Origin of the sequence: Rhizobium sp. WYCCWR10014, assembly GCF_001657485.1 — a bacterium.
Classification (GTDB): Bacteria; Pseudomonadota; Alphaproteobacteria; order Rhizobiales; family Rhizobiaceae; genus Rhizobium.
The window spans coordinates 113452-125595 of the sequence record NZ_LXFU01000049.1; the positions used below are offsets into that span (position 1 = coordinate 113452).

Below are 12144 nucleotides of genomic sequence, written 5' to 3' on the forward strand. Positions count from 1 at the left end.
ACGATCGCGGGTCATCCGACGACCACCATGTCGAACTCGCTTTTTCGAGCGCCGCACTCCGGGCAAACCCAATCATCGGGCACGTCTTCCCAGCGGGTGCCCGGCGGCACGCCGCCGTCGGGATCTCCAAGCGCCTCGTCGTAGACATACGCGCACAGGACGCACTGCCACACCTTGAAGCCGCTGCGGTCGACGACCTCCGCGGACGGAACCATTGTTTTTCCTCCCACAAACTCGAATTTGAGCGAGGCTACCTCAAGAGTTTTGGTATCTCCAGATGTTCTGCCATACTATCAGTCATAGCATTTCGGCATATCTCAGGGAGAAGACGACATGGACATCCGGCAACTTGCTTATTTCGTCCGCGTGGCGGAACTCGGAAGCTTCAGCCGCGCATCGGCTTTCCTGCATATCGCCCAGCCCGCACTGAGCCGACAGGTCCGAAACCTGGAGACGGAGTTGAAGGAGCGGCTCCTGCTTCGTAATGGACGAGGCGTCGAGCTCACCGAGGCCGGCGAACGTCTGCTTGACAATGCGCGTGGCATTCTTCGGCAGATCGAGCGCACCTACGAGGACATCGAGAATTCTCGAACAGGGAAATCCGGAAAGGTCGGAATAGGTTTGCCTGCCACGATCTCGACCGCAATCGCGACCGCGCTCATACGCAAGCTGAGAGAGGAATTGTCGGACGCTCAGGTGATGCTCGTCCACGGACGATCGAACCAGCTTCAGGAATGGATCCTGTCCGGCCGCCTCGACATGGCGATCATGTACGACGCTCCATCGTCCCCGATGTTGGAAATCCACGACCTCGTCGAGGAGAACCTTTATCTCATTGGCCGCGAGGGCGCGTTCAAAGATGAAAAGCCGGTACATCTGGAGTCAATTGCCGACGTGCCAATGGTCATCGCCTGCAGACCCAACAGCACCCGGGTATTACTCGATTCCGAACTCGCGCGGCTTGGCCAGAAGCTCAATATCGTTTTTGAATTGGACCCTCTCGATACGATGTTCGACCTTGTGAGGGATGGCTACGGCTTCACGGTGGCGTCGATCCGCACGCTGGCATCCAAGGGTCCCGACGCGCGGCATGGATTGGAACTGCGCAAAATTGTCGGACCCGAATTGATCCTCTCCGTTCAACTGGTGCAGCCCGCTCGCCGATTGTCGAACAGGCTGCACGAAGCGGCTTTTCGTATATTGCGCGACCTCAGCATGGATCTCCTGGGGAGCAAGCCAACGTGAAGGTGTTGCCTGGAATGTTCTCCGGGTAAAACCGCAGAGGCGCTATTCTTTGAAAGAGCGGCGGAACGTCAGAATCCGGTATCCAGACCCATATTGACGACGCGCTCGGGACGCCCATCCAAAAATGCTTCGATGAGGCGGACGGCGTCTCCGTAGTAGGTACCCAACATGTCCCTGGTGAAATATCCAAGGTGCGGGGTGATCACGACGTTCGACAGGCTGCGGAATGGATGATCGACGGGCAGCGGCTCTTTTTCGTAGACGTCCAGCCCCGCTCCCGCAATCGATCTTGAGCGCAACGCGGCAATAAGCGCGGGCTCGTCAACGATGGCGCCGCGGGCGGTATTGATGATGTAGGCGGTCTTTTTCATCGCCTGCAATTCGGTCGCTCCGACGATGCCTCGCGTTCGGTCGCTCAACGCCAGATGGATCGTGACGACGTCGCTGGTGGCAAAAAGCTCTTGCTTCGATACCAGACGCGCACCGGCTGCCTCCGCCTGCTCCGCCGTCATGTTCTGGCTCCAGGCCTGCAGCTCCATGCCGAACACCTTGCCGATCTCCGCGACCCTCCTGCCGAGGCCGCCGAGGCCAAGAATGCCGAGGACCTTGCCTCCCACCGTCGTCCCTGCCCGGGTCTGCCAGCCCCCGCTGCGCATGCTGCGATCTTCCGAAGCGATATGTCTCGTTGCCGACAAGATCAGACCCCAGACGAGCTCGGCAACGCCGCCGGCGCCGGCCCCGCTGACGGGAGTGTTCGAGACGAGGATGCCGCGGCTCGCGGCTGTCGCGATATCCACCGTATCGTAGCGCTTGCCGGTGACAACGATGTACTTCAGCCGCGGCAGCCGGCAGACCAATTCCCCTGGAATCGGCATCCTTTCGCGGAGAGTGCAGATTATGTCGAATTCGGCGAGCTCGCGCGCGGCCTCATCCGGCAGTGCCAGCGGACGGTCGAAGACGACGACATTTGCGCGGGATTTCAAACCTTCCCAATCGGCGACCTCCTGAGAATTACCCAGATAATCGTCAAGAATGGCGATGTTCGGTTTCATGGAGACCCCGCGCAAATGATCGTCGAACAGCTTGGCTTAAACTCCCCTACTCATTGTCGCTGCCACTCCTCCGACCAGATCTGCAACGGGTCGAGCGTTCCCTGCCGGAAGTTCGTAAGGTCGGTGACGGTGACATAGGCACGCGGGTAGAAATAGAGCGGCAACATGGGCAGATCGTCGGCAAAGATCTTCTGGACCGCCGCCCATTTCTGCTTTGCCGTCTCCGGATCGAGCGCCGCCTCGAGCTCGGATATGGCCTTGTCCATCTCCGGATTCGCATAGGCCGAGAAATTGTTGCCGACGCCATTGTTTTTTGGACCCGGAATGGCGTCGGATCCGAGCGCGATCCGCGGCGAAACGGATGGAGAAAAGTCGATCGAGGACATCATCAGAGCTTTGAACTTCCGCTTGCGCGCCATCTCACCGTTGAATTCCTGCAGGGGCACGAAGTTGTTGGTGATCTCGATGCAGACATCCTTCAACTGGCTCTGGATGACCTGGGCAATCTGCTCTCTGGTCTGGTTACCCGCAGTGGAGACAAGCTCGAGCGAAAGACGCTCGCCTTTGTCATTGACACAGATGCCGTCATTGCCCGCTTTCCAGCCAGCGCTTTCGAGCAGTTCTTTCGACTTGTCGGCGTCATATGAGTAGAGAGTCATGTCCTTGTTATAATAGGCATTCTCGCTGCTCAGGATGCCGTTGGCGACGGGCTGCAGTCCTCCGAACAGTTCGTCGCTTATCGCTTGGCGGTCGATAGCGTAGAGGATGGCCTGGCGCACCGCCTTATCCTTGAGGATCGGATTGTCGAAATTGACCGCGATGCGCTCGACATTCGTTCCGTAGGCAAGATGGTAGGTGAACTTGTCAGGCTGCTGGTTCTTGAGATCGAGCATCTGCGAAAAGCTGATTCCGCCCGGGCTGACGGGGACCGCATCGACCGATCCGGCGAGCAGATTCTGAAGCAACGAGGACGAATTGTCGCGATAGCTCAGGATTATCCGCTGCAGATGGGGCTTGTCTCCCGGCCACTTCGGATTGGGCGTGAACACCATGCGTGTTCCGATTTGATAGTCGCTGAGCAGGAACGAGCCGTTCCAAAGGCCGGGATTGGTCGGCTGCAGATTGTAGAGCGATTGCTTGACATAGGCGTCGAGCGTTGGATTGGCCGCATAGACCGGACCTTCCAGATGCTCCGGAATGACCTGGTCCCAGGAATTATAGCTCGAAATGATCTGCGGGATCGTCAACACGACGGTTCGCTCGTCGACGATCTCCAGCGCGGAGGCCCGCGTCCAGGAATTGTAGTTGGAGAAGCCGATCTTGGGATCGCGCGCCATTTTCCAGGTGAACTCGATGTCCTTCGAGGTAACCGGGACGCCGTCTCCCCAGACAAGCCCCTCCCTGAGCTTGAACGTGACCTTCATTCCCTTCTTGCCATCGGGAAGATCGACGATCTTGGCAAGACCGTTGTCGATCGTCGGCAGCGTTTCGCAAAGGATGCAGTGATTAACGACGTTCTCGTCGAATGCCGTTATCGGTCGGAGGGAATAGTTGATGACGAGGCGCTTGGTATTGTTGACTTGAACCAGCGGATGAAAATTCGTCAGGAACTGCAACTGTCCGACGACCAGTTGATCCTATGCCTGAGCCATAGCGCTGGCACTCGACAGCGAGGTCAGCGCAGCCGTGGCGAGTGCCACGGTGACGAGCGATTTTAGTCTCTTCCCTGCAGATGTCATTTTGTCCTCCATCAGACTTTGTTTTTGTTTTCTTCAGTGCGATCCCTTGCTCGTCTCCGAGCGAGGATCGAAGGCCGAGCGAACGCCATCGCCGACGAAATTGACGGCCATTACGGTGGTGAAGATCAGCAGTCCCGGATAGACGGCAAGCATCGGGGCCGAGATGATGAGCTGCTGTGCATTGGTCAGCATGTTCCCCCATGTCGGCGTCGGCGGAACGATGCCAAAGCCAAGGAAGCTCAGCGTGGATTCGAACAGGATGATGCGGCCGACCGACAAGGTCATCGCGACGATCAGAGGGGTGGCGATGTTCGGCAAAACGTGGACGAAAACGTTATATCGACCCTTGGCGCCGCTGACGGTTGCTGCCCTAACGTAATCGACGTCGCGTAACGTGATGGTGCCTGCCCTCGCTATTCTGGCGATCGTCGTCCAGTCGACGAGAGCGATGATGATGACAATCCTCAAGAAGACGGCGGCAGGCGACGTCGCCGCAGTCTGGCTGAGGCCAAGTTTCGTCAGATCGACGGCGCCCAGGACGATCAGGACGGGGATGAGCGGCAGGGCGATGATGCAATCCGTCATCCGCATCAGCACGTTGTCGAACCTGCCGCCGATATAGCCTGCTGTGACGCCGATCCCGATGCCGATGATCCCGGTAATGAAGGTGGCGAGCAAACCGACGGCAATGGATACCTGGCCGCCATAGAGGAGCCGCAGCAGTACGTCGCGGCCAAGGTCGTCGGTGCCGAGCCAGTGCTGCGCTGACGGCGGCTTGAACCGGCGCAGGAGATTAGTGGCGTTGGCGTCTATTCCCGTCAGATAGGCGATGGGCCCGGCCATCGCGCAGGAAAGCATGAGAAGGATCACGAAAACCAGCGAGATCATCGCGAGCTTGTTGTCCCGGAAGCGCTGCCAGCGCTTGCTCCAGACCGAGTTCGAGTTGGCGCCCACCGGCGCCGTATCTGCGGTGACGATGCTCATTTCAGGGTAATCCTCGGGTCAAGCCATGCATAGGCGAGGTCGGCAAGAAGGCTTGAAAACAGGGTGACGATGGTCGCCAGCAGAAGGCCGACGAGCGCCAGATTGAAGTCGATGTTGCTGATCGCGTCGTAGATGACTTTGCCCATGCCAAGCATGCCGAAGATCGTCTCCACGACGAGCGCCCCTGAGAAGAGCGAGCCGAAGCCGAGGGCAAGCACCGTCACCATCGGGATCAGAGCGTTGCGGAGTGCGTGACGCATGACGACAGCCGTTTCCGAAAGCCCCTTGGCCCGCGCTGTCCGCACAAAGTCCGAATTGAGCGTCTCGATCATCGACGCTCTCACATATCGCACCAGCGGGCCGACATGGAAGAATGTCAGGACGACCACCGGCAGGATCATATGGACGATCTGTTCGCCGACCGGAGCGTCGCTCATCAAGGGCGTGCCGCTCGCCGGAAGCCAGCCGAGCTTGACCGAGAATACGATGATCAGAATGAGCGAGGTCCAGAACCCGGGCAGCGAAATGCTGGCGAAGGCGATGAGACTGATCACGTTGTCGGTCCATCCGCCCGGCTTGCGGGCAGCCAGCGCACCGAGAAGCATCGCAAGCGGAATACTGATGATTTCAGTCGCGACGAGAAGCTTTGCGGTCTGAATCACGGCGGGCCAGAGCACGTCCAGGACCGGCTTGAAGTAGACGCTGGAATAGCCGAGGTCGCCATGAAACGCCGAGTAAAGCCAGTGACCATAGCGGGCAAAAAGCGGCTGATCCATTCCGTAGAGCGCCCGCATCTGCGCCATCGTCTCCGGCGTCAGCGATGGATTGCCCTCCAGCATGGTCTCGACAGGATCGCCAGGCATCAGGCCGATCAGGACGAACAGCAGAAGTGACATCAGAAGAGTGACGAGGACTGCCTGGAGGAGACGTGAAATCGTATATCTCAACATCGGCTCAATCCTTGAAATGACAGGCTGAAAGTTGCGTGGGCCGCCCAGGTGCGGGCAGAAGCGCGGGTCTTTCGCTTTTGCAGATGTCGTGCGCCTTTGGGCAACGGGTGTGAAACACGCAGCCGGAGGGTGGGGCCAAGGGCGAAGGGATTTCGCCCCGAAGGATCTGTTCCTTCTTTCGTCGCCCCCGGCCGATGCGTGGAACGGCGGCCAGCAGGGCTTGGGTATAGGGATGGCTGGGGGTCTGGAAGAGATCCTCGGAGGCCGCCACCTCCATCAACCGCCCGAGATAGAGGACGGCGACGCGGTCCGCGAGGTGCCGCACGACGCCGAGATCGTGGCTGATGAACAGATAGCTGATGCCATGCTGCTTCTTGATGTCATCGAGCAGGTTGAGCACCTGGCTCTGGATCGAGACATCAAGGGCGGAAAGCGGCTCGTCGGCGACGATCATTTCCGGTTCGGCGATCAGAGCACGCGCGATCGCAATCCTTTGGCGCTGGCCGCCGGAGAACTGATGAGGATAGCGACGCGCCGCTTCCGGCGGCAGGCCGACCTGCCCCAAGACTTCGACTGCCCTGGCTTGCCGCTTGTCGGCCGGGAAGCCCTTCAGCCTCAGCGGTTCCGCAACGATCTCTCCGACCACCATCCGCGGATCGAGTGCGGAAAACGGGTCCTGGAAGATGACTTGCACCGGCGTGTGTCCTTCGCCGCCCGGCCTGGCGCTGTTGAACGTTACGGTCCCGGCGGTCTGCTTGCGCAATCCGGCGACGACATATCCAAGCGTCGACTTGCCGCTGCCGCTTTCGCCGACAAGCGCGAGTGTTTCACCCTTCAAGACGCTCAGCGATACGTCATTGACCGCTTGCAGCCAGACCGCTGGTTTTAGAAAACCGCCACCGATCGGAATATCGACGTTGATATGCTCGAGGTTCAGGAGTTCGGTCATGGCTTAACCTTGTGGCAGGCGACCTTATGGCCGGGCGCGACTTCGAGAAGCTCCGGTTCGAGCTGCCGGCAGCCGTCGTCTGCAAAAGGACAGCGTCGGGCGAAACGGCAACCAGCCGCTATGTCCGAGGTAACCCTTCCCGGTATCACGTAGAGACGCTCTACCCGCTTGTCGGGATCCGGAAGCGTCTGAATCAGTCCCTGGGTGTAGGGATGAAGCGGATTGGCGAAGAGCTCGTCGGCAGGCGCATATTCAACGGCCGTGCCGGCGTACATCACCATGATGGAGTCGGCGATCTCCGATATCACAGCAAGGTTGTGGCTGATGAACTGGATCGACATCTGGGCGTCGTCCTGCAGCGTCAACATAAGGTCGAGGATCTGCGCCTGGATCGTGACGTCGAGCGCAGTCGTCGGCTCATCGGCTATCAGCAACTGCGGACGACAGGCCAGCGCCATCGCGATCATCGCACGCTGCCGCATGCCGCCGGAGAGTTGATGCGGATAGTCTTCCGCGCGTCGAGCCGGTGACGGGATTCCGACCTGCGCAAGCAGATCGACCGCGCGGCCATGCGCTGCGCCCTTGCGGAGCTTCTCATGCTTGACGAGAACCTCGGCGATCTGCCGTCCGACCGGCATTACCGGGTTCATGGCAGTCATCGGCTCCTGAAAGATCATCGCGATCTCGCGGCCGCGGACCTGCTGCCATTGGCGCTGGGTAAACTTTGTCAGATCCCGGCCATTGAAATCGATGATGCCGTCGACCCTGCCGCCGCCGGCAACAAGCCCGAGAAGAGCAAGCGACGTCATCGTCTTACCGCAACCACTTTCGCCGACGATTCCCAAGGTTTTGCCGCGCGCGATACTGTAGCTCAGACCTCGCACGATCTCGACAGCGCCGTGCGGACCTGGAAAGGAGACTTTCAGATCCTGGACGTCCAGCAAGGGCGTGGAGCTTTCGGCGGTCGACGCAGCTCCGTCACCAACGACAGCGCCGTTGACATGCAGCATTCGTCACCTCCCTTTCGAATGTCTGGCCAGCTAACAGGCACAGTTCTTCTATTCGCATGTGTTGCCCGCCGCGGCCTCCACCGCAGCAGGCGCATTCTCGTTACAGCTCGATAACGCCGACGCCGCTTCTGATGTCGATCTTTGTTCCGAACGGTTCAGACAAGCGACGATAGCGATCGATGATGCGCACGGCATCCTCTCCCTTGGCAACCATCGGCCGCCCTTCGGTATTGTGATGGTCGCCCTTGCCGGTGCGCCGGGTCTGTTTGACATCAGGCGAGGTGTCACGCCCCATTTCGACCGGATGGAGCAGAATGCGTTTCAGCCTCTCCCCTTCCATATCGAGCTTGATTACCGCGGAACTCCACCAAGTGTCGGTGGGCGTATCGAGGCCGGGATGAAGCGGATGGGCGGCGGGCGTCAGCATTGAGAGACGGTCGACGTCATGTCCCCAAGCGTCGTAGCTGTCATAGGGAACGCGCTGGATGAACTCGGATTGAGCGAAGAAGTTACCAATGCCGTAGAATATCGGTCTGCCATTGTAGATCTCGATGCCCAATGTCCGATGCCAGCCGTGGCCGATGTAGATATCGGCGCCGCCGTCGATGACCGCGTGAGCGAACTCCTTGACGAAGCCAGGCGGCGTATCGCCTCGCGGACCATCCGAGACGCTGAAATGATGCGCGACGATCACCAGGTCTGCCATGGAGCGCGCCTCGTGGACGGAACGAAGGTTGCGTTCGAGGTCACGTTTGTGGCAGCGACTGATGACTTCGCAGCGGTCGCCCGCGAAGAAGGATTCGGGATCGCCCCATTGCTGGGCGCCGGGAATTTGAACGCCGAAAGACCCCTCGCGGCCATGCTTCGGCTTCTTCATGAAATTGAACTTCTCGCCAAAGTCCTTGAGATTCCTCGCGGTCTGCTCGTCCACCATGAATTCAAAGGTGAGGCGTTGGGGATTGACGCCAGGGCGGCCGCGTAGCGCGCCCTTCGGCATGCCCGCCCACATGAAATGCTGATTGCCGGAACTTGTCGAGACGAGTGCGATACGTCCTTTTTTCTTGTCGACGTAGCCCGGCTCGCTGGCGAGCTCGAGATCCGCGCCGGTGCCGGCTGTGACGATGCCCGCGGCCTTCATGTGCTTCTTGGTCGCGATCAGACCTTCGGCTCCGAAATCGAAACTGTGGTTATGCGCGGTGGACATGATATCAAAGCCGGCCCATTTGAGATCCTTGGCAATCTCGGGGTCCGCCATCATGAAACTTCCGATGCCTTGGCCTCGGGCCGGCCACTTGAGCTCGTCGTAGTCGGCGAAATTCATTTCCAAATGACCGTAAGTGACGTCTGCGTCCTTAAGGACGTCCCAAACCTCGGTAAATTGAGGCTCGTCGTGCATGGCAAATGGGCGACACACCATGCACTCGCCCGCCAACGCCACTTTCCAGTTCCGTGTCGACACCATAAAACCTCCTGAGCCGACGAGACGCCGGCACAGAGAGCCTGCGTTCGTCCGACTGCCGTTCTCGTATTCGTGAGCTTGAAAATCTCCCAACGCGACATTTCTCACTCCCGTCGCATATCGAACATAGCACTCCGGGCAGCTATCACTAGTTTCGTCGATTGCCTTTCAGAAATGCCGTTTCGGCATATCTCCCGGTGCATCGACGCACGTCGTTGCCCAGCTGTGCCGCCCGTCGGCGGTAAGCAGCTCGCTCGATTTTCCACAGCCGAAATAAATCGGCGAAAACGATGATTTTTTCGCGCCTTGGCGCTTGCGGCCTTTGAAGGTGCTGACTATAAGGGCGCCACCACGAAGGAAGCGCCCTTCGTCTATCGGTTAGGACACCAGATTTTCATTCTGGGAAGAGGGGTTCGACTCCCCTAGGGCGTACCACTTTCTCTCCCTTGGCACTTCCCATCGCCAGCGCTCTTGCGCGACTGCTCTATTTCGCCGGCGCAGCATCGCAGACGCGCAGCTGGATGCGGCGTGCGCCCTGGTAGTGGTCGGCACCGAGCGAACCGGCGACATGCAGGCTGGCACCGCGTGAATTGATGAGAAGATTGCCAAGCGGCGTATCGGCGGCGCGGAAGGCGATGCCGTCGAGCCGCGATCCGTCCATGGCCTCCAGCGTCACCTTCACATGTTTCTCGCCGACCAGGCGGGCGTCTCGCACCCTATGCGCCGGCACGGCAAAGAGCGGCTGTGCGTGGCCCGAACCATAAGGCCCGGCGGCCTCCAGGCGGTCGATGAGTTCGAGGGTGGCGCCGCTTGCGCCGATCGCGCCGTCGATCTTCAGCGTTTCGTTGGCAACGAGGCTGGCCACCGTCCTCTCGGCCTTCTCGGTGAAGAAGGTCCTCAGCCTGCCGAGATCGGTGCGCTCGACCGTCAGACCCGCGGCCATGGCGTGGCCGCCGCCCTTGACGAGCAGCCCCTCGTCGACCGCAGCCCGGACCATCCTGCCCATATCGAAGCCGTTGATGGAGCGGCCCGAGCCGGTCCCGCGGCCGGAGGGATCGAAGGCGATCGCGAAAGCGGGCCGTTTGAATTTTTCCTTCAGGCGCGCCGCGATCAGCCCGACGATACCGGGATGCCATTTCTCATGGGCGGTGACGATGACGGAGGCGCCCTCGCCGTCGCCATATTCGGCAAGCGCTTCAGCTTCCGCCTCCTGCAGCATGATCGCCTCCATCGCCTGACGCTCGCGGTTGAGCTCGTCGAGGCGCTGCGCGATCACCTCCGCCTCGCCGGCGTCATCAAGCGTCAGCAGGCGGCTTCCGAGTGCCGCATCGCCGATCCGCCCGCCGGCATTGATGCGCGGGCCGATCAGGAAGCCGAAATGATAGGGCGTCACAGGGCCGGCTAGCCCCGCCTTGCGGAACAGTGCTGCCAGTCCGGCATTGCTCTGGTGGCGGGCAGCGACCAGCCCCTTCACGACATAGGCGCGGTTGAGGCCTTTCAGCGGCACGACATCGCAGACCGTCGCAAGTGCCACGATATCCAGCCACTGCAGCAGGTCGATCGCCAGGATGCGCTTGTTGCCGGCCGCACGCAGCAGCCGGAGCGTCGCGACCAGCACCATGAAGACGACGCCGGCCGCGCAAAGATGCCCCTGCCCCGAGAGATCGTCCTCGCGGTTCGGGTTGACCAGCGCATGGCAGCGCGGCAGCTCGTGTGTCACCTGGTGGTGATCGATGACGACGACATCGATATTGCGCGCGGCAGCGGCGGCCAGCGCCTCGTGGCTGGTGGAGCCGCAATCGACGGTGACGATCAGCTGAGCGCCGTTATCGATCAACTGGTTGATCGCCGCCGGATTCGGGCCGTAACCTTCGAAGACGCGGTCAGGAATATAGATGGTCGCCCTGACGCCGAAATGGCTGAGAAAGCGGAACATCAGTGCCGAGGAGGCGGCGCCGTCGACGTCGTAGTCGCCGAAGATCGCGACGCTCTCGCCACGCTCAATGGCGCGCAGGAGGCGAGTTGCGGCCTTTTCGCAATCGGTCAGCTTATGGGGATCGGGCATCAGGCTGCGGATCGTCGGATCGAGGAATTCGATCGCCTCGTCCACCGTCACGCCGCGCCCGGCGAGCACTCGGGCGATCAGATCCGGCAGTCCGTGGATCTGCGACATGGCCAGCGCGCGGTTCTGCCCTGCCTGGTCGAGCCGCGCCACCCAGCGATTGTCGAGCGCGGATTTCTCCACGCCGAGAAACGCGCGCTGTACCGGATCGACGAGATCTGCCATGCCACACTCCGCTGACTTCATCTGCTCTTTCTACAGGAGCAGCGGAGATAACATAGCGATGGATTTGCAGACACGGGTTTTTACCAAAACACCGCCCAGATGATCATGGCGATGCCGGCGAACTGCACCAGCAGGAACGAAAACAGCGTCAGCAGAATGGCCCAGTTACGGCCTTCGGTGTTTTCCTCGTCATCAGCCTCATCAGAGACCTCTTGAGGAATTTCACGGTAGGCCGGCTTGAGGATTTCCTCAGGTAAGTCAGGATGGTTCGGCGGCACATTGCTCGGGTAGCCATACCCCTTCCCGGCGTGGCTGTCCTTGCTCATGAAATTCTCCACCCAGACGACTCACCATCTTAGGTTTAGTTATATCAATATTTCGGTATCTGTTAATATAGACTTCCGTAACGAAAGGTTGAATAGATAACAAAAAAACCGCCCTGCAGGGACAGGGCGGCGCGACGGTCCTC

General features: G+C 60.1%; 11 protein-coding genes and 1 tRNA gene. 2 read left to right on the forward strand and 10 right to left on the reverse strand.

What is annotated here, in order from left to right:
* Window positions 1-11 precede the first annotated feature (11 nt).
* The gene (locus A6U98_RS28235) at window positions 12-215 is read right to left on the reverse strand and encodes a rubredoxin (RefSeq protein WP_064654255.1); all 204 of its coding nucleotides are present in this window, start codon (window positions 213-215) and stop codon (window positions 12-14) included.
* A 118-nt stretch (window positions 216-333) separates the two neighbouring features.
* Here A6U98_RS28235 and A6U98_RS28240 point away from each other — a divergent pair, with 118 nt between their 5' ends.
* The gene (locus A6U98_RS28240) at window positions 334-1245 is read left to right on the forward strand and encodes a LysR substrate-binding domain-containing protein (protein WP_064654256.1); all 912 of its coding nucleotides are present in this window, start codon (window positions 334-336) and stop codon (window positions 1243-1245) included.
* 68 nt (window positions 1246-1313) lie between these two features.
* On the opposite strand, the gene A6U98_RS28245 is transcribed toward A6U98_RS28240, so the two are convergent.
* The 7 genes from A6U98_RS28245 to A6U98_RS28275 form a co-directional block, all read right to left on the reverse strand.
* Complete coding sequence (locus A6U98_RS28245) at window positions 1314-2297, reverse strand: D-2-hydroxyacid dehydrogenase family protein (RefSeq protein WP_064654257.1); 984 nt, start codon at window positions 2295-2297, stop codon at window positions 1314-1316.
* 50 nt (window positions 2298-2347) lie between these two features.
* Window positions 2348-3913, reverse strand: coding sequence for a peptide ABC transporter substrate-binding protein (locus tag A6U98_RS28250; protein ID WP_245304582.1), 1566 nt, complete (start codon window positions 3911-3913; stop codon window positions 2348-2350).
* A gap of 156 nt (window positions 3914-4069) precedes the next feature.
* On the reverse strand, window positions 4070-5020 hold the full coding sequence (locus A6U98_RS28255; RefSeq protein ID WP_064654258.1) for an ABC transporter permease: 951 nt from the start codon (window positions 5018-5020) through the stop codon (window positions 4070-4072).
* Window positions 5017-5970 carry an ABC transporter permease gene (locus A6U98_RS28260; protein ID WP_064654259.1) on the reverse strand — a complete coding sequence of 318 codons (954 nt, stop codon included), beginning with the start codon at window positions 5968-5970 and terminating at the stop codon, window positions 5017-5019. Before A6U98_RS28260 ends, A6U98_RS28255 begins: the two co-directional genes overlap by 4 nt.
* Window positions 5971-5974: 4 nt before the next feature.
* Complete coding sequence (locus A6U98_RS28265; RefSeq protein ID WP_064654260.1) at window positions 5975-6919, reverse strand: ABC transporter ATP-binding protein; 945 nt, start codon at window positions 6917-6919, stop codon at window positions 5975-5977.
* A complete protein-coding gene (locus A6U98_RS28270; RefSeq protein WP_064654261.1) occupies window positions 6916-7929 on the reverse strand; it encodes an ABC transporter ATP-binding protein in 1014 nt (337 codons plus the stop codon). Before A6U98_RS28270 ends, A6U98_RS28265 begins: the two co-directional genes overlap by 4 nt.
* 100 nt (window positions 7930-8029) lie before the next feature.
* On the reverse strand, window positions 8030-9391 hold the full coding sequence (locus A6U98_RS28275) for a CapA family protein (protein WP_064654262.1): 1362 nt from the start codon (window positions 9389-9391) through the stop codon (window positions 8030-8032).
* 357 nt (window positions 9392-9748) lie between these two features.
* Here A6U98_RS28275 and A6U98_RS28280 point away from each other — a divergent pair.
* Window positions 9749-9823: transfer RNA gene (locus A6U98_RS28280), tRNA-Glu, on the forward strand.
* A 49-nt stretch (window positions 9824-9872) separates the two neighbouring features.
* Here A6U98_RS28280 and recJ read toward each other — a convergent pair.
* Entirely contained in the window at window positions 9873-11675 is a 1803-nt protein-coding gene (recJ, locus tag A6U98_RS28285; protein ID WP_064654263.1) for a single-stranded-DNA-specific exonuclease RecJ, read from the reverse strand.
* Between the two features lie 80 nt (window positions 11676-11755).
* The gene (locus A6U98_RS28290; protein WP_064654264.1) at window positions 11756-12001 is read right to left on the reverse strand and encodes a hypothetical protein; all 246 of its coding nucleotides are present in this window, start codon (window positions 11999-12001) and stop codon (window positions 11756-11758) included.
* Window positions 12002-12144: the final 143 nt, after the last annotated feature.